The following is a 23076-nucleotide window of genomic DNA, read 5'->3' on the forward strand; positions in this document are numbered from 1 at the left end:
TTTAGCAGTTATCGGCGTTGCGCGGCCAATATTGAGGCCTGTTTTCCCAGCCCGGGGGCCGGGATGCATATGCACCACCGTCGGTGCCATCGCGACTGCTCTGATGCGGGCTTTACGAGGAGCCAAACATGACATCGAATACCCCCAACCCGCACCAACATATCCTTGAGCGCCGCCTGCCGGCCTGGGCGCGGGAAGCCACGCCCGAACACTGGCAGCGGCTCCACGAAGGCATCATGCCGTCCCAGGGCCTGCCCGACAGCGAGGCGGCCTGGTTCGCCAATGCCGCGCCACACCTGCGCGAAGCAGTCAAGGCCAGCCAGGCTCGCCTGATGCGCAGCCAACGCACGCTGGCCAGGCACCTGCGCGGCCTGAAGAACATCAACGAATTCGCCGAACCCCTGCTCGCCGAGCGCCTGCGCAAGCAACACGGTTTGAGCACGCCGCTTCGCAGCACGTCACTGATTGTGGTCAAGCGGTTCTATACCTTCCAGGTCTACACCATCCATCACGAACACCGTAGCCTGCTGCAGGCCGCCCTGCAGAATTTCGCTGAAACCGTCACCTTCGATCGCGACAGCGCGCTCGCTCTGGAGGGCGACTGGCAGGTGAACGAGGGCCTGGTTACCGGCAAGACCACGCTCGGCGACAGCGAAACCGAAGTCGATATCGAGCTGCCCAGCGAGCAGATCCGGATCAAGCCACTGGCCCTGTCACCAGCAGCCTTTGCTACCACCTGCCATGAACTGGATATTGGCCAGCGTTACCAGGCCCATCTCGATGCCCTGTTCACGCTCCCGCTGGTTCGCCCGGCGGCGGTTCGCGTTCATAAGGCCAGCCTGCGCCTGGCGGCAGACCTGGCGCGGGTACGCAACCAGTTGGATGGTAAAGGCCGGGACGCGGTACAGGCGTTGCTCGACGATAGGAAGGCGCTGGCCTGCAGTCAGCTGAGCCTGTTCGGCATCACCCTGCACGAGGCGATCCTGATCGATACAGGTACAGCCGGCGTGCTCCTCTATCTGCCGGCTCAGGCCGACAGCCTGCGAGCCTTTGACGACCTCGATGCCTTGCACCGGCAACTACGTGCCGATCTGCAACAGGCCGCGTTTCGTCAAGGCTTCATGGACTACGTGCCGCGCGAGCAGCAAGGCACATTTGCCAGCCGGCTTCGCCAAAGCGCGTATGCCGACCTGCATGCGTGCGCCGTGCCGATCGACGGCAACCTGTACGATTTTCTCCACGCCGACCATGTGGCGCGTCTGCGACACGAAGCCCTGCAACTGGCAGTACCCAGCGCACAGGCCGACGAGCAGGCTCGCAAAGCACGCAAGGCTCTCTGGGACAAAGCAGGCCTAGACATGCTGATGATCGCCGGGATGTTCGTCCCGGCGCTGGGCACGATCATGACGGCAGTGATGGCGTATCAACTGCTCGATGAAGCCTACGAGGGCTACGAGGCCTGGCAGGTCGGCGACCGCGAAGAGGCCTTCGGCCACTTCAAATCGGTGGCGCTCAACCTGGCCGTCATCGGTGGTCTGCACCTGGCGGGCAAGGCGATCAGACATCTGGCGGGCAGCCCGTTGCTCGACGGCCTCGACCCGGTCACCCTCGATGACGGCAGCCAACGCCTGTGGCGACCCGACCTGACCGACTACCGCAGTGCGGTGGCGCTGCCGGAGGAACTCGAGGCCAATGCACAGGGGCAGTTCCTGCATCAGGGCCGCCACTTCATCCGCATGGATGGGCACCTCTACGAGCAGCGCCTGGATACGCGCCAGGCGCAATGGCGCATCGTGCACCCCGATGACAGCGCCGCTTTCCAGCCGCCACTTGAACATAATGGCGCAGGCGCCTGGCGCGGCAGCCATGAGCAACCCCGCGACTGGTCGCTGGCGACCTTGGTCCGGCGCCTGGACAGCCGCCTGCAACACATGCCGGATGTTGCGCTCGAAGGCGCGGCCAGGGCCAATGGCCTGGGTACCTCCACCCTGCGCCAGCTGCACCTGGCAAACAACCCGCCACCCGCCGCGCTGCGCGCGACACTCGAGCGCCTGCGCCTGGCGAAGGTCAGTGAAGGCGTCGAGCAAGCCGCACTGGAAGGACTGCACATGCCCCAGCTGGCCAACGGGCACAGCGAACGGCTGATCATCAATGCCATGGCCGATCTGCCGGGCTGGCCGAGCGAACTGCGTCTCGAGCTGCGCGCCGCATCCCCCCAGGGGCCGGTGCTGCTTGCCGCCGGAGCGGAAAATGCCGGTCGTACCTGCACCGTGCTCAAGTCGGCTGACGGCTACGAAGCCTACCTGGGCGAGCGACCGGTCGCGCTGCGCCAGGACAACGATCTGTGTCGGGCGATCTTGCAAGCGTTGTCCTCGGTTGATCGTCAGGCCCTTGGCCTGACTGCCAGCGGCGCCGATGAACTGCGCCAACGGATTCACGACTTGGTCGTGGCCGACCGCGCCATGGCCAGACGCCTGCTGGGCAGCCATTTGCCTGGATGGGGCAAGCGCGGTCGGTTACGCGGCGGCATGGAGGCGCCGGCGCCTGAGGCCCCCCGCATCGAAGTCGGCGCACTCTTTCGCCGCTACCGACAACTGTACCCTGAGACCGCGGACCATCAGGTCAACGAACAGTTGAGCCAGTGGCTCGAGGCCGGCCTGGATCCGGCACGGCAACTTGAGGATCTGGAACAGCAGTTGCTGGAGTTCCGCAGCCAGATACGCGCCTGGGCTGGCAATGACCCATCGCGCCATGCCGCCGCCCGACGATTGGTCAGCAACTGGCAGCGGATCTCGGAGTACTCGGCGGAGGAAGGACTTGACATTCACCAGATCAGCCTGACCGACCTGGCACTGACCAACGAAGACCTGGCGACCCTGGCGCTGCCAGATCGCTTCACTCATATCAAGCGAGTCGACCTGGGCGCAAACCCCGGCTTGAGCCACTTGCCTGCCGAGTTTCTCGAACGGTTTCCAGGGTTGCAACGCCTGCATCTGATGGGTTGCGGCTTCGAGCAGCTGCCAGCGGTTGCCGCTGCGCAAACCTTGGAATGCCTTGATATGCAAGGTAACAATCTGGTCTGGAGCGACGCGAATCAAGCCGCGCTAGATCGTCTCGACACGCTTCGAATGCTGGACCTGTCGCACAACCCGCTGGCCCGCAGCCCCGACCTCAACCGCCTGGGCGAACTGGATGTGCTCAACCTCAACAGTTGCGAACTCGTCGATTGGCCCAGCGGTATTCGTAGCGATGAAGACTGGCGACCCGCCGTCTTCGACTTGCGTGACAACCGCTTCGCCAGCTTGCCGCAGGACCTGCATCTATCGCGGGTGGCGGCCCAGAACCTGTGGCTGGAAAGCGCGGACCTCAGCGAGCGGGTCAACCAGCAGATCCAGGCCTATTACGTTCGGCACGGCATCGACTTGCTGGTCGCCGACGCCGACTACGAGGAAATGCTGGAGGACACCGATGCCGACGACTGGGCCATCTGGAACGCGCTGCCGCTGCAATATCGTCGCGAGCTGCGTGGACTGCAGGATCTGCCAGACTACGATCAAGCCCGGCTGTGGCGACGGCTGCGCACCTTTGCAGATCCGCGGGCCATGGATTATGGCCTGGCGATCGGCGCAATGAGACTGCTGGACGCCGAGGCGTTCCCGCCGCCTTTCGAAGAATGATCGGCAACGACGGCGCCGGGCTGGTAATTTCCCGAGGGTCGGCGCATGCTCGCACGCTGAAGCGTTTCATCATCCCGATTTGAGAGGTGCAGTACCCATGGACCGTCTGCTCGACTCGCTGTTCCCCGCCCTCGAGGACATCCCCGAAGCCTGGCGCCTCGGTTCGCCCCTGGAGCAACGCGACTATCTGGTCAACGGTGAACTGCGGCACTGGGACGGCCCCCTGGCCACCGTGCGCAGCCCGGTCTGGCTCAAGGAAGGCGACAGTGAGCGCCAGGTCATCCTCGGCAGTGCTCCCCTGCTCGACGCCGACACGGCGCTCACCGCGCTCGACGCGGCCGTGGCCGCCTACGACAAGGGCCGCGGCGCCTGGCCGAACATGCGCGTGGCCGAGCGTATCGGGCATGTCGAAACCTTCCTGGCGCGCATGCGCGAGCAGCGCACGGCGGTGGTCAAGCTGCTGATGTGGGAGATCGGCAAGAACCTCAAGGATTCGGAGAAGGAGTTCGACCGCACCTGCGACTACATCGTCGACACCATCGAGGCGCTCAAGGACCTCGACCGTCGCTCCAGCCGCTTCGAGCTCGAGCAGGGCACCCTTGGCCAGATCCGCCGCGCACCGCTGGGCGTTGCGCTGTGCATGGGCCCGTACAACTACCCGCTCAACGAAACCTTCACCACGCTGATCCCGGCGCTGATCATGGGCAACACCGTGGTGTTCAAGCCCGCCAAGTTCGGCGTGCTGCTGATCCGCCCATTGCTCGAAGCCTTCCGCGACAGCTTCCCGCCTGGGGTGATCAACGTCATCTACGGGCGCGGCCGCGAGACCGTCAGCGCGCTGATGGCCAGCGGCAAGGTCGACGTGTTCGCCTTCATCGGCACCCACAAGGCCGCCAGCGACCTGAAGAAGCTCCACCCACGCCCGCACCGCCTGCGCGCGGCGCTGGGCCTGGACGCCAAGAACCCCGGCATCGTCCTGCCCCAGGTCGACCTCGACAACGCCGTCGAAGAGGCCGTCACCGGCGCCCTGTCGTTCAACGGCCAGCGTTGCACCGCGTTGAAGATCCTGTTCGTCCACGAGGACGTGGTCGAGGCATTCCTCGACAAGTTCCAGCGCAAACTCGTCGCGCTCAAGCCCGGCATGCCCTGGGAGCCCGGCGTGGCGCTGACGCCGCTGCCCGAACCCGGCAAGCTTGACTACCTCGACGGCCTGGTGGCCGACGCCACCGCCAAGGGTGCCCGGGTGCTCAACGAGGGCGGTGGGCAGAGCCGCGGCTCGTTCTTCTACCCTGCGCTGCTCTACCCGGTCAGCCAGGACATGCGCGTCTATCACGAGGAACAGTTCGGCCCACTGGTACCAGTGGTGCCCTATAGCGATCTGCAGAGCGTGATCGACTACGTGCTCGATTCCGACTACGGCCAACAGCTGAGCCTGTTCGGCAACGACCCGCAGACCATCGGTGCGCTGGTCGATACCTTCGCCAACCAGGTCGGCCGGATCAACCTCAACGCCCAGTGCCAGCGTGGGCCGGACACCTACCCGTTCAACGGCCGCAAGAACAGCGCCGAAGGGACCTTGTCGGTGCATGACGCATTGCGCGTGTTCTCCATCCGCACCTTGGTGGCGACCAAGTTCCAGGAAGCGAACAAGGCGTTGATCAGCGAAATCATCCGCAACCGGCAGTCGAGCTTCCTGACCACCGACTACATCTTCTGAAGCTGGCAAGCAAATGGGGCCGCATCGCGGCCCATTCGCTTTTTAGAGACAATCGATATAAGGCGACAGTCGATTTTCCGGCCGCGTAGACGACTCTAATCACCAAGGCGTTGCAACCCACCCCACGTGAAAAGGAGATTACGCAAATGGCAGCCAAGCCCATCCCCGAAGGCCAGCACAGCCTTACCCCATATCTAGGCATCAAGGACGCCGCCAAGGCCATCGAGTTCTACAAGAACGCCTTCGGCGCCGTGGAAATGTTCCGCCTCGAAGGCCCTGACGGCAGCATCGGCCATGCCGAACTGAAAATCGGCGACTCCTCGCTGATGCTCGGCTCGCCCTGCGACATGGAGGGCGGCCTCAAGCCCAGCGAAACCATCGAGACACCGGCAGTCGGCCTGCACCTGTATGTCGAGGACTGCGACAAAGTCTATGCCCAGGCCCTGCGCGCCGGCGCGACAGCAATACGCGAAGTCCAAGACCAGTTCTACGGCGACCGCAGCGGCACCCTGAAGGATCCGTTCAACAACCTGTGGTTCGTCTCCACCCACAAGGAAGACCTCAGCCCCGAGGAAATCCGCGCCCGCGCCGCCAAACTGTTCGGCGGCCAGTGATCGGCAGGCTCCAGGCCGCAAGCTTCAAGTTGAAAGCCGCCGCGCTTTGCCTGAAGCTTGAGGCTTGTAGCTTGGAGCTGCCCCTCAATGCGAATCATCGAAAAATCCGGCGCCCTGGTGCGCAGCCTGACCCCGGCAGAGGACGAACTGCTGGTGGGCTTCGCCCGCGGCACCCTCGCCGGCCCGCGCCTGTTGCAGGCCAACCAATGGCTGATGAAGATACGCAGCGCCAACCAATGGCTGGCCTGCGACTGCCGCAAGGATGCCCTGCCGGTGCTCAACGTGTCGTTGAACGGCAGCACCGGCACCCTGTTCCTGCGCAACAATCCAGAAACCCCCGAGCACACCCCCGGCTGCCCGTTCAGCAAGGATGAGCGCGAGGCCGGCGAGCGCGCCGAGGAAAGCGCCACACCAGCGGCCTGGCTGGCACCGGATGCGCCACTGCGCCTGCTCGGTGACTATCGCCGCGCCAGTGACGGTGAAGCACCTGCAACGTCACGCGAGCCCGGCGAGCGCCGCGAGCAGCAGCGCCTGCTATCGCTGCTGCTGACCTGGATCGAGGCCAGCGGCCTGAATGTCTACGCCAGCCACCTGAAAAAAGACCTCACCGCGCAGTTCGCCGACCTGCGCACTGTCGCCAGCCGCTACCCGCTGCTGGAGCGGGTACCTGCCAGCAACTACCTGGAAACCCGCCTGGACATGAAGCACATGATGATGCTCAAGGCACGCCTGCGCGAGGCCACGGTGTTCGGCAACCACCGCCGGCATGGCCTGCTGCTCGACTGCGTGGACCAGGTCAAGGGGCGCAAGCTGTTCAACAACCGCAGCGAGGACGGCTTCGACTTCCAGGGCCACCATCAGTACTGGGGCGGCAATCGCGCCAACGGCCCGCTGCTGGCCCTGGCGCTGTACTCGCCGGCCACCGCCGGCAGCCATTTCTACGAACTGATCCACGTGGCCAGCGTACCGGTGCTGTCGCGCGGGCACCTGTTCCCGGTGTACCGCGACGAAGAGCGCGAGCCGCTCAAGGCACTGGTGTCGCTGATCGACTGGATGGCTGGCAAGGGCGTCAAGGTGCTGATGCGCCGCCCGGTGATCGGCGGCCAGGTGATGGATGAACTGGTGCTGACCTCTGACCAGGACCGGGTACTGTCGGTGTCGCTGCTGGAGCAGCCGATCGGGCCGGAACCGGATGCGGAGAACTTCAAGCGCTATGCCGACTTCAAGAGCCTGGAGACCTTCCGCAAGTATGTAGCCGGGTTCTTCATGCGCGAACGCTGAAGGGAAGTCCCACAAGTGCCGGGGCCCGCGGCCCTTGTGGGAGCGGGCTTGCCCCGCGATGACTAAAACAGGCTAGAACGCCGCCTTGAAGATCGCCTCGATCTCCACCTGGCTGGCCACCCGTGGATTGGTCAGCCCGCAGGCATCCTTCAGCGCATTGGCCGCCAGCACCGGCACATCCTCGACCTTGGCCCCCAGTTCCGCCAGCCCGGCCGGGATGCCGATGGCCGCCGCCAGGTGCTCGATGGCCGAAATCGCAGCGCCGGCCCCCTGCTCAGCGTCCAGCGCGCATACCTTCACCCCCATGGCCTTGGCCACATCACGCAGCCGCGCGGCACTGACCTTGGCATTGAAACGCTGCACATGGGGCAGCAGCACCGCGTTGCACACGCCATGGGGCAAGTCGTAGAAGCCGCCCAACTGGTGGGCCATGGCATGCACATAACCCAGCGAGGCATTGTTGAACGCCATGCCCGCCAGGAACTGGGCGTAGGCCATGTTCTCCCGCGCCACCAGGTCACCACCATCGGCGACCGCCTGGCGCAGGTTGGCACTGACAAGACTGATGGCCTTGAGCGCGCAGGCATCGGTGATCGGCGTGGCGGCGGTGGACACATAGGCCTCGATGGCGTGGGTCAAGGCATCCATGCCCGTGGCCGCGGTGAGCCCCTTGGGCATGCCGACCATCAGCGCCGGATCGTTCACCGACAGGATCGGGGTGACGTTGCGGTCGACGATGGCCATTTTCACATGGCGCGCTTCGTCGGTAATGATACAGAAGCGGGTCATCTCGCTGGCGGTACCCGCCGTGGTGTTGATCGCGATCAGCGGCAGCTGCGGCTTGCTCGAACGGTCCACGCCCTCGTAGTCGCTGATATGCCCGCCGTTGGTGGCGCACAGCGCGATGCCCTTGGCGCAGTCGTGGGGCGAGCCACCGCCCAGGGAGATCACGCAGTCGCAGCCCTCGCGACGCAGCATCGCCAGGCCCGCCTCGACATTGGCGATGCTCGGGTTGGGCTTGGCGCCGTCGAACACCCGCGAATCGATGTCGCGCATGGCCAGCATGCCGGCGATGCGCTCGGCCACGCCGGCCTTGGCCAGCCCGACGTCGGTGACGATCAGCGCCTTGCGCAGGCCGTAGCCGGCAATCGCCGCCATCGCCTCTTCCAGGCAGTCGATGCCCATGATGTTTACGGCGGGGATGAAGAACGTGCTGCTCATGGCCGGGGTCCTCTCAAGCTGACGGTAGGTTTTCAGCATCCGCCGGAATGGGCAGGTGGGCATTGATCCAGCGCAAGCCGGCCTACCCCATGAACAACCGATACGCCGGATTCTCCGTCTCGTCCCAGTACTGGTAGCCCATCTCGTCCAGTGCCCGTGGCAACCCGGCCAACTCGTCCTCGGGCACCTCCAGCCCGGCGAACACCCGTGCCTGTGCCGCGCCATGGTTGCGGTAGTGGAACAGGCTGATGTTCCAGCGCTTGCCCAGGCGCTCGAGGAAGCTCAGCAATGCCCCCGGGCGCTCGGGGAACTCGAAGCGCAGCACGCGCTCACCGGCGCCGGGTGCCGCGTGGCCGCCGACGGTATGGCGCACGTGCAGCTTGGCCAGTTCGTTGTCGGTCAGGTCGAGCACCTGGTAGCCCTGTTCGCCCAGGCTGGCCAGCAACTGTTGCCGTGGGTCCTGCTGCGGGTGGGTCTGCACGCCGACGAACAGGCGTGCCTCCTTGCCTGGGTAGTAGCGGTAGTTGAACTCGGTGATCTGGCGCTTGCCCAAGGCCAGGCAGAACGCGCGGAAACTGCCGGGGCGCTCGGGGATGGTCACGGCGATGATCGCCTCGCGCTGCTCGCCCAGCTCGGCGCGCTCGGCCACGTGGCGCAGGCGGTCGAAGTTGACGTTGGCGCCCGAGTCGATGGCCACCAGGGTCTGCCCTTGCAGCCCTTCACGGGCCACGTAGCGCTTGATGCCGGCCACCGCCAGGGCCCCGGAAGGCTCGGTGATCGAGCGGGTGTCATCGTAGATGTCCTTGATCGCGGCGCACAGTTCGTCGCTGCCGACCGTCACCACCTCGTCGACGAAGTGGCGGCACAGCTCGAAGCAGTGCGCCCCCACCTGCGCCACCGCCACTCCGTCGGCGAAGGTACCGACCTGCGGCAGGATCACCCGCTCACCTGCGGCCAGGGCGGCCTGCAGGCAGTTGGAGTCCTGCGGTTCGACGCCGATCACCTTGACCTCCGGGCGCAGGTACTTGACATAGGCGGCGATCCCGGCGACCAGGCCACCGCCGCCGACGGGGACGAAGATCGCATGCAACGGGCCTGGGTGCTGGCGCAGGATCTCCATGGCCACGGTCCCCTGCCCGGCGATGACGTCGGGGTCATCGAACGGCGGTACGAAGGTGGCGCCGTCACGGTCGGCCAGGTGCAGGGCATGGGCCAGGGCATGGGGGAAGCTCTCGCCGTGCAACACCACATGGCCGCCCCGTGAGCGCACGCCCTCGACCTTGAGGGAGGGGGTGGTGGTCGGCATGACGATGGTGGCCTTGATGCCCAGGTGCGCCCCGGCCAGGGCCACACCCTGGGCATGGTTGCCAGCCGAAGCGGTGATCACGCCGCGGGCGCGCTGGGCAGGCGTCAGGCGCGACAGACGGGTGTAGGCGCCGCGGATCTTGAAGGAGAACGTCGGTTGCAGGTCTTCGCGCTTGAGCAGGACCTGGTTGCCCAGGCTGGCCGACAGGGCCGGCGCCGCTTGCAAGGGGGTTTCGATGGCCAGGTCGTACACCGGCGCCGAGAGAATCCGGCGCACCTGCTCGGACAGCAGTTGTTGGGGGGTTGCCGGGGGACGAGGGGTGGCGCTGAGGCTGGTCATCGATGACTCCTGGTTTCTTTGTCGTGCCCAGGAGTCAGAGAGAAGAAACCCGCCTCCAGGGCGGGTTCAGTGCATGTGTGCGCTAGCCCGCCAATCTGATAATGGCGGTAATAATGCTGAGGGCGCTGTACTGCGGGAATAGGTTCATGGGCTGGGAAACTAGCGTGCGGCGCAAGAAAAAGTCAAGGCTTGGCGCTACCGCCCTTGTCGACGCCCACGAAGTCCCCTGCCCTGTCGCAGATGATACCCAACCGCAGATACGACGAAAAACCGCACAATTGAAAGTCATTCGCCATTAACTCGTTCTCGGAATCCCCCGCCCGGGGGTAGAATGCCGCAAAACCGGGAGCCGCGATGAATCAGGACCGCCACATTCCAAGCGAAGACGATGCAATCACCGATGCCGCCGCGCATTGGTGCATGCGCCTGCACGCCGACGATTGCACGGCGGCCGAGCGTGAGGCGTTCGGCCAATGGTTGGCTGCCGACCCGCGGCATGCCGAGGAATACCAGGCGATGCTGGAAATTTGGGACACCGCCGACCTGCTGCCGCGCACCGCCCAGGTAATCCCGCTGCCCGTGCGGCGCCCGGCGGCGACGCGCCACTGGCGCCCGTTCGCCTCCGCCGCGGCCATCACCCTGCTCGCCCTGCCGCTGGCAGGCTGGCTCGGCTGGGAACAGGGCTGGCTGCCCAACGGCTACCAGCATTTCGAAGCCACCGACCACCTGCGTCAGGTACGCCTGGGCGACGGCAGCAGCGTCGAGCTGAACCTCAACAGCGAGCTGCGCTTCCTGAACTTCAAGGATGAGCGCCGGGTCACCCTGATCCAGGGCGAGGCGTTCTTCAAGGTCGCCCACGACAGCAGCCACCCGTTCATCGTCCACGCCGCCAACGGCCAGACCCGGGTCACCGGCACCCAGTTCAACGTGTGGAAGTACAAGGACCAGGTCAAGGTGACGCTGGTGGAAGGTTCGGTGCTGGTCAGCAGCGGCGGCGGCTCCGGCGGCTATCGCCTTGGCCCGGGCATGCAGGCCAGCTACCACAAGGGCGATTTCGAACCCGAACTGAACCAGAGCGACGACTACGCCAACAGCCTGGCCTGGCGCAGCGGCAGGCTGGTGCTGGACAACCTCAGCCTCGGCCAGGCGCTGCCGGTGATCAACCGTTACCTGGACAAACCGCTCATCCTGGCCGACGACAGCACCGCCAACATTCGCATCAGTGGCATCTACAGCACCCGCGAGGTGGAACGCCTGGTAGACACGCTGCCCAAGGTGCTGCCGGTATACCTGACCCGCAGCAAGGACGGCAGCACCGTCCTCAACCGTATCGTGCCGGCGCCGACCCGCGGCTGATCAGAGGCGGCCTGTGCTCTCCTGGGGCGCGTGGGAGCGATGCGTCATATGGCACCGGCTGCGCCGTGATCGCGGGGCTAGCCCGCTCCCACGCTGGCCCCTCGGAATCAGAGCGTCATCGCCGCCAACCAGCCAAACGCCAGCAGCGGCAGGTTGTAGTGGAGGAACGTCGGCACCACGGTGTCCCAGATATGGTGGTGCTGGCCATCCACGTTCAGCCCGGAGGTCGGCCCCAGGGTCGAGTCCGAAGCCGGCGAACCGGCATCACCTAGTGCACCGGCAGTACCGACGATGCACACGGTGGCCAGCGGATCGAAGCCCAGTTGCACGCACAGCGGCACGAAGATCGCCGCCAGGATCGGCACGGTGGAAAACGACGAGCCGATGCCCATGGTCACCAGCAGCCCCACCAGCAGCATCAGCAAGGCACCAATGCCCTTGCTGTGGTCGATCCACTGCGCCGAGGTCTCAACCAGGCTCTTCACCTCGCCGGTGGCCTTCATCACTTCGGCGAAGCCAGAGGCAGCGATCATTATGAAGCCGATCATCGCCATCATCTTCATGCCTTCGGTGAACAGGTCGTCGGTGTCCTTCCAGCGCACGATGCCCGACAGCGAGAAGATCAGGAAACCGACCATCGCGCCGATGATCATCGAGTCCAGCCACAGCTGGATGATGAACGCCGCGGCGATCGCCACCCCGGCCACCAGCAGGGTCACCGGGTTGTACTGCACGCTGACCTGCTCGACCTGCTCGATCCGCGCCAGGTCGTAATCACGTTTCTTGCGGTAGCTGAAGCACACCGCCAGCAACAGGCCGGCGAGCATGCCCGCAGCGGGAATGGCCATGGCGTGGGTGACATTGACCCCGCTCACGTCGACACCGGCGCGGGCGACGTTGGCCAGCAGGATCTCGTTGAGGAAGATGTTGCCGAAACCGACCGGCAGGAACATGTAAGGGGTGATCAGGCCGAAGGTGATCACGCAGGCAATCAGCCGGCGGTCGATGCGCAGGCGGGTCAGCACGTACAGCAGCGGCGGCACCAGCAACGGGATGAAGGCGATGTGGATCGGCAGGATGTTCTGCGACGACACCGCCACCACCAGCATCAGGCCGATCAGCAGCCACTTGATCTTGCCACCGTCGGCATGGCCCTGGCGATCGATCATCGCCAGCGCCCGATCGGCCAGGGCATGGGCCAGGCCCGACTTGGCGATGGCCACCGCGAAGGCGCCGAGCAACGCATACGACAACGCCACCGTGGCACCGCCACCCAGGCCACCATTGAAGGCCTTGAGCGTGCCCTCGATACCCAGCCCACCGACCAGGCCTCCGGCCAGGGCGCCGATGATCAGGGCGATGACCACATGCACACGGGACAGGCTCAGGATCAGCATGAGCCCGACCGCGGCAATCACTGCATTCATGGTGTGCAAACCTCGTTACGACAGACAAAAAGCGGGCATTCCGGCGACAGACTGCGCGCAGGCAGTGGCCGGACCAGGGGATGTTGTTATGAAGGGCGCACACTCTGAAGCACAGACCGGCAGAAGTCAAAAGCGTCTGCGCCGCGGCCCTTTGTAGGGAATAGACGAAAGTCGCAGGGTTTAATTGAACGTTTGAATAAAGAAAAATCCGAGCAGGCCGACACAGTCGGCAGCATCAAACCTATTACAAGGGATTTTCCCCATGCCTTTGCTGCGACAACTCTCCATCCAATGGAAGATCACCCTGCTGGCGGGCCTGTGCCTGGCGGCAATCGTCACCCTGCTCGTCGGCCTTTCGCTGTACCGCATGGACCACAGTTCGGACCTGGTGAAAGCCAGCAGCATGCGCATGCTCTCCGACTCGGCCCAGTCGCGCATCGAGTCCCAGGGCGAGGTCCAGGCCCTGAACATCCGTCGTCAGTTCATGGACGCCTACCAGTACGGCGCCGGTTTCGCCCGCCAGGTGCTGTTCCTGCGTGAGCAGGCGGAAAAGCGCTTCCTCGACGCCTACGACCTGCGCCAGGACATGACTGCCCAGGTGCGTGCCGCGCTGCAGGCCAACCCCGACCTGCTCGGCCTGTCGCTGGTGTTCGAACCGGGCGCGCTGGATGGCAAGGACAAGCTGTTCGCCGGCCAGGGCGAATTGGGCAGCAACGAGACCGGGCGCTTCGCCCTGTACTGGTCGCAGCCGCGGGTCGGCCAGCTGACCTCGATGGCGCTGCCCGAGCACGACATGGCCAACACCGAGATCGGCCCCAGTGGCCAGCCGGCCAACACCTGGTGGGTGTGCCCGCGCAGCACCGGCACCGTGTGCGTGGTCGAGCCGTACTTCTATGACATCGACGGCCAGCAGGTGCTGATGACCAGCATCGTCTTCCCGCTCAAGGCCGCAGACAAGGTCATCGCCACCCTGTCCATCGACATCAACCTCAACAGTTTGCAGGCTTTGAGCCAGACCGCCAGCCGCAGCCTTTACGAAGGCCAGACCACCGTCGGCATCCTCAGCCCCGTGGGCCTGCTGGCCGGTTACAGCGCCGATGCCGGCAAGCTGGCCCAGCGCTTCGACCAGGTCGACCGGACCCAGGGCGCGGAACTGGTGCGCAAGCTTGCCGAAGGCAAATTGCAGATCCTCCACGATCAGCAGCGCCTGAAAGTACTGGCCGCCTTCGAGCCGATCCCCGGCGGCAAGCCCTGGGGCGTGCTGCTGGATGTGCCGGAAAGTGCCCTGACCGGGCCGGCCGAGGCGCTCAAGGTAGAACTCGACGCCCTCAACAACAGCGGCACCCTGCTCGAACTGGGCCTGGGCCTGGCCGCCGCCATCGCCGGCCTGCTGCTGGTGTGGCTGATGGCCCGCGGCGTGACCCGGCCGATCCTTGGCGTGGCCGCCATGCTCAAGGACATCGCCAGCGGCGAAGGCGACCTGACCCGCCGCCTGCAATACGACAAGCAGGATGAACTGGGCGAGCTGGCCGGCTGGTTCAACCGCTTCCTCGACAAGCTGCAGCCGACCATCGCCGAGGTCAAGCGCTCGGTCCAGGCCGCCCGCGGCACCGCCGACCAGTCCGCGGCCATCGCCGCCGAGACCAGCGCCGGCATGGAGCAGCAGTACCGCCAGGTCGACCAGGTGGCCACCGCTTCCCACGAAATGAGCGCCACTGCCCAGGATGTCGCCCGCAGCGCGGCCCAGGCCGCCCAGGCCGCGCGTGAAGCCGACCAGGCCACCCGCGAAGGCTTGGCGGTGATCGACCGCACCACCACCAGCATCGACACCCTGGCCGCCGACATGAGCGGCGCCATGGCCCAGGTCGAAGGTCTGGCGCGCAACAGCGAGAAGATCGGTTCGGTGCTCGAGGTCATCCGCTCGATCGCCGAGCAAACCAACCTGCTGGCGCTCAACGCCGCGATCGAGGCGGCCCGTGCCGGCGAGGCTGGCCGCGGCTTCGCCGTGGTCGCCGACGAAGTGCGCAACCTGGCGCGCCGTACCCAGGAGTCGGTGGAGGAAACCCGCCAGGTGATCGAGGCCCTGCAGGCCGGCACCCAGGAAGTGGTCGGCGCCATGGACAGCAGCCATCGCCAGGCCCAGGGCGGCGTGGAGCAGGTCGGCCAGGCCGTCACCGCGCTGCAGCGCATCGGCCAGGCGGTGACCGTGATCACCGACATGAACCTGCAGATCGCCAGCGCCGCCGAAGAGCAGAGCGCGGTGGCCGAAGAGATCAACAGCAACGTCGCCACCATCCGTGACGTGACCGAGTCGCTGAGCGGCCAGGCCAACGAATCGGCGCGGGTCAGCCAGTCGCTCAACAGCCTGGCCAACCAGCAGCAGGGGTTGATGGATCAGTTCCGCGTTTAACTGCCAAACGCCGGGGCCGCTTGCAGGTGGTCTCGGCTGAAAAGCCTCGTCGTCTACACTTTTGCCGGAACCCACGGACCGGCACCGACGAGGCCCCGATGAAGAAAGTTCCTACCCTGCTGGCCAGCCTGCTCCTTGCCTTCGGCCTGGCCAGCACCGACTCCGCCGCTGCGGCCAAGCAACCCATCCACTTCGGCGCCATCGGCTGGGAAAGCGGTGCCCTGACCACCGAAATCCTGCGCCTGATCGTCGAACGCGGTTACGGCTACCCCACCGACACCCTCCCCGGCAGCACCGTCAGCATGGAAGTGGCCCTGGCGCGCAACGATCTGCAAGTGATCGCCGAGGAATGGGCCGGGCGCAGCCCCGCCTGGGTCAAGGCCGAGCAGGCCGGCCAGGTGTTCGCCCTGGGCGACACGGTGAAGAACGCGGAGGAAGGCTGGTGGGTACCGGCCTACATCATAAAGGGCGACCCGGCACGCAACCTCGAACCCCTTGCGCCGGACTTGCGCAGCGTCGACGACCTCAAACGCTACCCCCAGGTATTCGACGACCCCGAGGCGCCCGGCAAGGGCCGCTTCCTCAACAGCCCCAGCGGCTGGACTTCCGAGACCGTCAACAGCCAGAAGCTCAAGGCCTATGGCCTGGACGGGCTGTACAACAACTTCCGCAGCGGCACCGGCGCGGCCCTCGACGCCGAGATCGCCGCCAAGATCAAGCTCGGCAAGCCCGTGCTGTTCTACTACTGGAGCCCTACTCCGCTGATGGGCCGCTACGACCTGGTACGCCTCGAAGAGCCCCCGTTCGATGCAGCCGCCTGGGCCACCCTCACAGATCCCGCCAATCCCGCTCCCAAAGGCAGCCGTTCGTTGCCAGCCAAGCTCTCGATCGGGGTATCGAAAGCGTTTCGTGACGCCTACCCGGAACTGGTCGCCGTATTCGAGAAAGTCGACCTGCCCATCGACACCCTGAACAAGGCACTCGCCGACATGAGCGAAACCCGGCAGAAACCCCGCGACGCGGCAATCGCCTTCCTGCGTGCAAACCCTGCGGTGTGGAAGGCCTGGCTGCCCGCCGAAAACGCCGCCAAGGTCGAGGCCGGCCTGTGAGCGGTGGTTTTCCCGAAGCCCTGCAATTTTCTTTCGCCGCCTGGGTCAACCGCCTGGTCGACTGGCTGGTCCTGCACTATGGCGACCATCTGCGCACCGTCTCCGACCAGTTGCTGCAACTGCTGCTAGGCCTGGAAAACCTGCTCCGCCTGCTGCCCTGGTGGCTGCTGCTGGTGCTGGTCGGCCTGCTGGCCTGGCATGCCAGCCGCAGCCTGGCCCGGGCGTTGATGCTGCCACTGCTGCTGGCACTGATTGGCATGCTCGGGCTGTGGGACAAGCTGCTGCAGACCCTCGCCCTGGTGCTGGTCAGCACCGGCCTGTGCGTGCTGATCGGGGTGCCGCTGGGCATCCTGCTGGCCACCCGGCCCCTGGCCCGGCGCCTGATCCTGCCGGTGCTCGACGTGATGCAGACCCTGCCGGCCTTCGTCTACCTGATCCCGGTGCTGATGCTGTTCGGCCTGGGCAAGGTGCCGGCAGTGTTCGCCACGCTGATCTACGCCCTGCCGCCGCTGGTGCGCCTGACCGAGCTGGGCCTTTCGCAGATCGACCCGTCGCTGCTGCAGGCCGCCCACGGCCTGGGCGCCAGCCGCTGGCAACAGCTGCGGCGTATCGCCCTGCCGCTGGCCCTGCCAAGCATCATGGCCGGGCTCAACCAGTCGGTGATGATGGCCCTGTCGATGGTGGTGGTAGCCTCGATGATCGGCGCCCGCGGGCTGGGCGAGGACGTGCTGGCCGGTATCCAGACCCTCAACGTCGGCCAAGGCGTCGAGGCGGGCCTGGCGATCGTCGCGCTGGCGATGGTGATCGACCGCATCAGCCAGGCATACGGACGCCCCGGGCGTTGAGGCGCGCATTCGCGTATCGTAGCCAGGCTCTCACGCCCTCGACAGGGTAAGCCTGCCACGTCACGAACCGGAGCCCTGCGTGTCCCTCAAAGCCCTGCGCACCCTGGTCACCATCGCCCGCCATGGCACCTTCGCCCGCGCCGCCGACCTGCTGAGCTTGACGCCCTCGGCGGTGAGCCTGCACATCAAGACCCTGGAAGACGAGCTGCAGGTCGCCCTGTTCGACCGCAGCCGCCGCCAGGTAATGCTGACCGAGGCCGGGCAGCTGGCGGTGGCCCGCGCCGAAGGCATCCTGGCTGCCTACGACGAACTGGCCGACACCCTGGCCAGCGGCCCGAGCCTGCGCGGTCGCCTGCGTATCGGGGCGATCCACACCGTACTCGCCCGGCGCCTGCCCAGGGCACTGGTGTGGATCAAGGCGCACCACCCCGAGCTGCATGTCAGCGTGGTGTCGGGCATGTCTGCGGAACTCGCCCGGCGGGTCGAAGATGGCGAGCTGGACGCGGCGATCACTACCGAACCGGTCAGCCCCTACCCGCAAAGCCTGCAGTACACGCCGCTGTTCGAGGACCGATTCTGGGCCATCGCCAGCCCGGATCTGGCAGGCCAGAGCTTGTCTGCGCTGCTCGCCAGCCAGCCGTTCCTGCGCTTCGACAAACGCGCCTGGGCCGGCCGCCAGATCGAACAGGAACTGCGCCGTCAGCGCCTGCAGGTCAACGAGCAGATGGAGCTGGACAGCCAGGAGGCCCTGGCGCGCATGGCGGCCATGGGGCTCGGGGTGGCGGTCATCCCCATGAGCGATGACGACCTGGAACGGCTGCCCGCTGCCACCGTGCTGCCCTTCGGTGAACCGCAGCTGACCCGGCGCATGGTGCTGCTGGAACATGAAAAGAGCCAGCGGCGGCACCTGAGCGCGGTGTTGAAGACCGCGCTCGAGGCTTGAACACTGGCGAAAGCGCTACGCAGCGGTGTAGACAATGCATTTTTTCTCAACGGTCACTCAAGAAAACACCGTTTTTTCTGCTCACTCAACTCCGCTAGTCTGTGCCCGTACCCGGCCACGGACCACCCGCCATGCTCCACCTGCTGCTCACTACTCTCGTCCCGATCATCCTGCTCATCGCCCTGGGCACCTGGCTGCGGGTCCGTGGCTTTCTCGCCGAAACCTTCTGGCCCGGCGCCGAACGCCTGAGCTATTACGTGCTGCTGCCGTCGTTGTTCCTGCACGGCCTGGCCACCGCCAACCTTGAAGGCGTGCCGGTACTGGGCATGGTCGGCGTGCTGATGCTCTCGACCCTGCTCGGCGCCCTGCTGCTGGTGCTCTACCAGGTCGTCGCCAGCCATGACGGCGGCGACTTCACCTCGGTGTTCCAGGGTGGCGTGCGCTTCAACAACTACATCGGCGCCACCCTGGCCGCCGGCCTCTACGGCACTGCCGGCATCGCCCTGGCGGCGGTGGCCAACGCCGCCATCGTGCCGCTGGTCAACCTGCTCTGTGTACTGGTGTTCGCCCGCTTCAGCGCACGCCACAGCTCACCGACCACAGTGCTCAAGGCGATCTTCGCCAACCCGTTGATCATCGGCTGCGCGGCAGGCCTGTTGCTGCGGGTAACCGGCCTCGGCCTGCCGGCCGGCCTGGAGCCCACGGTCAAGGCCCTGGGCCAGGCGGCGCTGCCCCTGGGCTTGCTGTGCGTCGGCGCGGCGCTCGGCGGGGCGCGCCTGGGCCAGCAGGTCAGGCCGGTGCTGGCGGCGTCGCTATTCAAGTTCCTGGTCATGCCGGTGACCACCTGGGGCCTGTGCCGGTTGCTCGGGCTGGGTGGCCAGGCAGCGGTGGTGGCGGTGCTGTTCCAGGCCCTGCCCACCGCGTCGTCGTCCTATGTGATGGCCCGGCAGATGGGCGGCAATGCACCGTTGATGGCCACCATCATCGCCCTGCAGACCATCGCTGCCGCTGCGACCCTGCCCCTGGTGCTGAGCCTGACACTGAATTGAAGCCGAACGGCTAGACTGTGGACAGCCCTCTCGCGGAGTCTCGATCATGCGCCTTGCGTGGATGCTGTTCGGTCTGTCCCTGACCCTGCTTGCAGGCCCCCTCCCCGCCGCCGACAGCCAGCAGGCCGCGGTTGCCGAAGACAAGGCGCAAGTGCTCGAGGAGAAGGTGGTCGAGGATGCCCCACCGCCCAAAAAACAGGAAACCCTGACCCCCGGTGAAGTCCAGGCCGTCGACCCGGCAGGCCAGGCGCCGATGGACGACAGCATCACCTGCCTGGCCCGCACCATCTACTGGGAAGCCAAGGGCGCCGACGCCGAGGACATGAGCGCGGTGGCCAGCGTGGTGCTCAATCGCCTTGGCCACGAGGGCTTCCCCGACAGTATCTGCGCGGTGGTCAAGCAGGGGGTCGAGAGCAAGAGCTGCCAGTTCTCCTGGTGGTGCGACGGGCGCCCCGATCAGGTGGAAGAAGCGCAGCGCTACGCGGTGGCCAAGGAAATCGCCCGCAAGGCACTTAACCAGCAGCTCAAGGACCCTACCGGCGGCGCCCTGTACTTCCATGACCGCAGTGTTCGCCCCGACTGGGCCAAGGCCTATCGCAAGACGGCCCAGACCACGCACTTCCTGTTCTACAAGCCGAACCAGGCATTGGCACGATAAGCCGAGATCAAAAACCGACCGTCGCCGATACCACCCAGGTCCGCCCAGGTGTCGCCCAGGCGTCGCTGGAGCCAGCCGCGATGTGCTTGGTAGAGAGCGCTGAGCGAGGGTTCGGGTGCCGCAGTGGACTCGGTCATCAATGGCACGCTGACACAGGTGTAAATGAGACCGGCTCTAATTGACTTCAATGCATTGGCCAATAACATCGGCCCTGACGGAGCATGCGGCTGTATTCGCCGCAGATCAGGGCCATTTCACCAGGCTGCCTACCCCGCGCTACATCAATCGAATTCAATAGGAGGCTGACAGTTACCGGCTGAAGTTCGAGCAGTGCCGGCCGGGCATGCGCCCGATCCAATGTCACCGATAAACGTGGCGGCAACCTGCAGCGTCTTTTCCGCATTGCTGCTTTGGAAGAACGGTGAAGCGCCTTTGGGAGAGCTCACCGGCTCATTGCCATAGGCAATCTGGGTCAAGCTTGCAGATGCCAGCAACGCGGCCAGTACAACCTTTTTCATACAGTGTCCTTTCAGTGATTTCTGGTTTCATTTGCGCAGGCAAAGCGTTTTCTCCTGCAGCCCGCCAGACTCTATCTGTCATCCATGCCAGGCAGCGTTAGGAAAAGACCGCTTCGCCGCTTAAAAGCGCTCCTTTGACTTTGTAGGAAGTCCTGTTTGAGAACGTGTTGGCGCCAAGGTACAGGGCCAGCAGCCGTGAGGCGAAGCACTACGCGGGCTGTGCTCTGTCTCATGGTTACTGCACCTCTACCGCCTGCCCCCCAGCATTCCGCGCTCGACGATGAAATCGATCACTGCCTGCAGCCCCTCGCCCTTCTTCAGGTTGCTGAACGTCCACGGCCGCTCCGGGCGCATGCGTCGGGTGTCGCGCTCCATCACCTCCAGCGACGCCCCCACATAGGGCGCGAGGTCAGTCTTGTTGATCACCAGGAAGTCCGACTTGGTGATGCCCGGCCCGCCCTTGCGCGGGATCTTCTCGCCCTCGGCGACATCGATCACATAGATGGTCAGGTCGGCCAGTTCCGGGCTGAAGGTGGCGCTGAGGTTGTCACCGCCACTCTCGACGAAGATCACCTCGAGGTTACCGAACTGGCGCGCCAGCGCCTCGACGGCGGCCAGGTTCATCGAGGCGTCCTCGCGGATCGCCGTGTGCGGGCAGCCGCCGGTCTCGACGCCGACGATACGCTCAGGCTCCAGGGCCCCGGCTTCGGTGAGAATGCGCTGGTCTTCCTTGGTATAGATGTCATTGGTCACCACGGCGATCTGGTAGTGATCACGCATGGCCTTGCACAGGGCTTCGAGCAGCGCGGTCTTGCCGGAGCCGACCGGGCCGCCGACGCCGACACGCAGGGGTTGCTGGTAGTTTTGCATCGTGGCAGTCCTCAGGAACGGAACAAACGGGTGTATTGGGTTTCATGGCGCGACGAAGCGATGGCCAACAGTGGCAGGCCACCGCCTAGCTGTTCGTCGTCCAGGGTCAGGGCATGATCGAGCACGGCAGGCAGTTCCTCGCCCAAGTCGCGCAGCAGGGTCTGGGCGGCCTGCTGGCCGAACGGCACGAGCTTCACCCCCGCCATCACCGCGCCTTCGAGCCAGGCGAAGCCATGGCCCAGGGCGAGCTGGCGCAGCGGGATCGACCAGTGCACCCCGAGCCAGGCCATGCCGCCCAGCTGGCTGAGTTCGAGGCTGGCGCGCCAGGCCGGCTCCTGCCCCAGTTGCCAGCCATCGAGCAGACGCGCCAGGGCGCTGCCGCGCTGCCGTTCCTCAAGGCGCAGTTCGGCGGTCTCGCGGTTGGCCAAAAGAAACTGGCTCCAGTGCGCGAAGGCGTCGGCATCGTCCGCCTGGCAGGCCTTGTACAGGCGCGCCAGCAACGGCCAGTCGAGGTAGCCGAGGGTGTCGTGCAACTGCTCGCGCTGCCAGGCGGCGAAGCCTTTGGCGTCCTTCACCCAACCGGCTTCCACGGCCCATTCCAGGCCTTGCGAGTAGGTGAAGCCGCCCACCGGCAAGCCGGGGCTGGCCAACTGCAGCAAGCGCAGCAGCGCTAGGTCGCTGTGCATCAGCCGGCCAGCACCAGCGCAGCGCCCGCCAGCAAACCGCCGCCGAAGGCCTTCTGCAGGCCGGCATGGCGCCGCAGCAGGCAACCGACGCCAAAGCCCGCCGCCAGCAGCAGGCCGCTGACCGTGACGAAACCGGCACTGAACTGCCAGAACGCGCTGGGGGTGGCTTCCACGCCATGGGCCCAACCGTGGAACAGGGCGAATACCGGCATGATCAGCGACAGCAGCAGCTGACGGCTCGGCAACAGCATGGCGGCAGCGGCCACCAGCAGCGAGCCGAGGATCATCTGCTCCATGCCGACCACATCGCCGAACAGATGGCCACAGACCGCGCCGCCGAACATCGCGGCCAGGGTCGCCAATGGCAAGGTCAGGTTGCGCCTGGTCAGGGCGGCGAGTACGCCGGTGCCGAGCAGCATCAGCAAGTGATCGAGGCCGGTCAGCGGGTGCAGCAGGCCATCCTGCAACGGGTTGCTGTCGTGGCCGGGATGGGCGAAGGCCGGCAAGGCCACCATCAGCAGTACCAGGGCGAACGTCTTTTTCATTGTGGGCTCCAGGATGAGGTCAGGAATGGGCTGGCAGGCGCACGAACGGGTGGTCATGGCCGTGGGAATGGCTGTGAGGTGCGCTCTGGTAGGCGCCGGCCTCGGGCTCGAACGGTGCCTGTTCGGTCACCACCTCCAGCCCCAGGCCACGCAGCATGTCGTCGAGTACATGGTCGTGCTGGAAGCGCAACAGACCCAGCTCGATCTGCAGCGGTACGTGGCGGTTGCCCAGGTGGTAGGCGGCGCGGGCCAGCAGGTGCGGATCGGCGCAGCGCACGGTCGAGACCGTCTCGGGCGCAGCGAGCACGCGAATGACCTGCTGGCCTTCAACATCGGCCAGCAGTTCGCCGCCTCGCAGCAGATGGCCGCGCTCGAGCACCAGCCCAGCCTCGCGACCATCGTCCAGGGTGACGCGCAGGCGGCTCTTGATGCGGCTATCGACATCCAGGGTGACGGTGCCGGTGATGGCTTCGGACTCAGTGATCCGACGGGTGAGGACAATCAT

The 23076-nt window shown here is 65.7% G+C and carries 19 protein-coding genes and 1 pseudogene; 12 read left to right on the top strand and 8 right to left on the bottom strand.

Annotation, left to right across the window (positions count from 1 at the left end; translation table 11 throughout):
* Positions 1 to 128 precede the first annotated feature (128 nt).
* The 4 genes from DFS21_RS12015 (at position 129) to DFS21_RS12030 (ending at position 7289) form a co-directional block, all read left to right on the top strand.
* Positions 129 to 3677: a dermonecrotic toxin domain-containing protein gene (locus DFS21_RS12015; protein ID WP_111532374.1), complete on the top strand. Its 3549-nt coding sequence runs from the start codon at positions 129 to 131 to the stop codon at positions 3675 to 3677.
* Between the two features lie 97 nt (positions 3678 to 3774).
* Positions 3775 to 5394, top strand: a complete 1620-nt coding sequence (locus DFS21_RS12020) for an NADP-dependent glyceraldehyde-3-phosphate dehydrogenase (RefSeq protein ID WP_110699342.1) — start codon at positions 3775 to 3777, stop codon at positions 5392 to 5394.
* Between the two features lie 146 nt (positions 5395 to 5540).
* Positions 5541 to 6008, top strand: a complete 468-nt coding sequence (locus DFS21_RS12025) for a VOC family protein (protein ID WP_110699344.1) — start codon at positions 5541 to 5543, stop codon at positions 6006 to 6008.
* Positions 6009 to 6095: 87 nt separating this feature from the next.
* A complete protein-coding gene (locus DFS21_RS12030) occupies positions 6096 to 7289 on the top strand; it encodes a hypothetical protein (RefSeq protein WP_110699346.1) in 1194 nt (397 codons plus the stop codon).
* Positions 7290 to 7361: 72 nt separating this feature from the next.
* On the opposite strand, the gene yiaY is transcribed toward DFS21_RS12030, so the two are convergent.
* Both yiaY and ilvA read right to left on the bottom strand, forming a co-directional pair.
* Positions 7362 to 8510 carry an L-threonine dehydrogenase gene (yiaY, locus tag DFS21_RS12035; protein ID WP_110699348.1) on the bottom strand — a complete coding sequence of 383 codons (1149 nt, stop codon included), beginning with the start codon at positions 8508 to 8510 and terminating at the stop codon, positions 7362 to 7364.
* A gap of 82 nt (positions 8511 to 8592) precedes the next feature.
* A complete protein-coding gene (gene ilvA, locus DFS21_RS12040) occupies positions 8593 to 10155 on the bottom strand; it encodes a threonine ammonia-lyase, biosynthetic (protein WP_111532375.1) in 1563 nt (520 codons plus the stop codon).
* Positions 10156 to 10509: 354 nt separating this feature from the next.
* Here ilvA and DFS21_RS12045 point away from each other — a divergent pair, with 354 nt between their 5' ends.
* The gene (locus tag DFS21_RS12045; protein ID WP_110699352.1) at positions 10510 to 11511 is read left to right on the top strand and encodes a FecR family protein; all 1002 of its coding nucleotides are present in this window, start codon (positions 10510 to 10512) and stop codon (positions 11509 to 11511) included.
* Between the two features lie 107 nt (positions 11512 to 11618).
* Here DFS21_RS12045 and DFS21_RS12050 read toward each other — a convergent pair whose 3' ends face one another.
* Positions 11619 to 12938, bottom strand: a complete 1320-nt coding sequence (locus DFS21_RS12050) for a Na+/H+ antiporter family protein (RefSeq protein ID WP_102682302.1) — start codon at positions 12936 to 12938, stop codon at positions 11619 to 11621.
* 586 nt (positions 12939 to 13524) lie between these two features.
* On the opposite strand from DFS21_RS12050, the pseudogene DFS21_RS27265 reads away from it, so the two are divergent.
* The 7 genes and pseudogenes from DFS21_RS27265 to DFS21_RS12080 form a co-directional block, all read left to right on the top strand.
* Positions 13525 to 14490: pseudogene (locus DFS21_RS27265) on the top strand (HAMP domain-containing protein); the annotation flags it as partial.
* 102 nt (positions 14491 to 14592) lie between these two features.
* On the top strand, positions 14593 to 15348 hold the full coding sequence (locus tag DFS21_RS27270) for a methyl-accepting chemotaxis protein (RefSeq protein WP_371041468.1): 756 nt from the start codon (positions 14593 to 14595) through the stop codon (positions 15346 to 15348).
* 98 nt (positions 15349 to 15446) lie between these two features.
* Positions 15447 to 16457 (top strand): ABC transporter substrate-binding protein, encoded by a 1011-nt coding sequence (locus tag DFS21_RS12060; protein ID WP_110699356.1) that lies wholly within the window; start codon positions 15447 to 15449, stop codon positions 16455 to 16457.
* Positions 16454 to 17302: a proline/glycine betaine ABC transporter permease gene (locus DFS21_RS12065; protein WP_110699358.1), complete on the top strand. Its 849-nt coding sequence runs from the start codon at positions 16454 to 16456 to the stop codon at positions 17300 to 17302. The genes DFS21_RS12060 and DFS21_RS12065 overlap by 4 nt, the downstream gene beginning before the upstream one ends.
* 79 nt (positions 17303 to 17381) lie before the next feature.
* A complete protein-coding gene (locus tag DFS21_RS12070) occupies positions 17382 to 18245 on the top strand; it encodes a LysR family transcriptional regulator (protein ID WP_094011215.1) in 864 nt (287 codons plus the stop codon).
* A 131-nt stretch (positions 18246 to 18376) separates the two neighbouring features.
* The gene (locus DFS21_RS12075) at positions 18377 to 19294 is read left to right on the top strand and encodes an AEC family transporter (protein ID WP_111532376.1); all 918 of its coding nucleotides are present in this window, start codon (positions 18377 to 18379) and stop codon (positions 19292 to 19294) included.
* Between the two features lie 46 nt (positions 19295 to 19340).
* The gene (locus tag DFS21_RS12080; protein ID WP_110699362.1) at positions 19341 to 19952 is read left to right on the top strand and encodes a cell wall hydrolase; all 612 of its coding nucleotides are present in this window, start codon (positions 19341 to 19343) and stop codon (positions 19950 to 19952) included.
* Positions 19953 to 20233: 281 nt separating this feature from the next.
* On the opposite strand, the gene DFS21_RS26465 is transcribed toward DFS21_RS12080, so the two are convergent.
* From DFS21_RS26465 to ureE, 5 genes are all read right to left on the bottom strand, one after another.
* Entirely contained in the window at positions 20234 to 20470 is a 237-nt protein-coding gene (locus DFS21_RS26465; protein WP_146230415.1) for a hypothetical protein, read from the bottom strand.
* Positions 20471 to 20716: 246 nt separating this feature from the next.
* Positions 20717 to 21340, bottom strand: coding sequence for an urease accessory protein UreG (gene ureG / locus DFS21_RS12085; RefSeq protein WP_110699364.1), 624 nt, complete (start codon positions 21338 to 21340; stop codon positions 20717 to 20719).
* Between the two features lie 11 nt (positions 21341 to 21351).
* Positions 21352 to 22026: an urease accessory protein UreF gene (locus tag DFS21_RS12090; RefSeq protein WP_110699366.1), complete on the bottom strand. Its 675-nt coding sequence runs from the start codon at positions 22024 to 22026 to the stop codon at positions 21352 to 21354.
* The gene (locus DFS21_RS12095) at positions 22026 to 22571 is read right to left on the bottom strand and encodes a HupE/UreJ family protein (RefSeq protein WP_110699368.1); all 546 of its coding nucleotides are present in this window, start codon (positions 22569 to 22571) and stop codon (positions 22026 to 22028) included. Before DFS21_RS12095 ends, DFS21_RS12090 begins: the two co-directional genes overlap by 1 nt.
* A 19-nt stretch (positions 22572 to 22590) precedes the next feature.
* Entirely contained in the window at positions 22591 to 23076 is a 486-nt protein-coding gene (gene ureE / locus DFS21_RS12100) for an urease accessory protein UreE (RefSeq protein ID WP_111532377.1), read from the bottom strand.

It is taken from the genome of Pseudomonas sp. 2848, from assembly GCF_003253945.1.
Taxonomy (GTDB): domain Bacteria; phylum Pseudomonadota; class Gammaproteobacteria; order Pseudomonadales; family Pseudomonadaceae; genus Aquipseudomonas.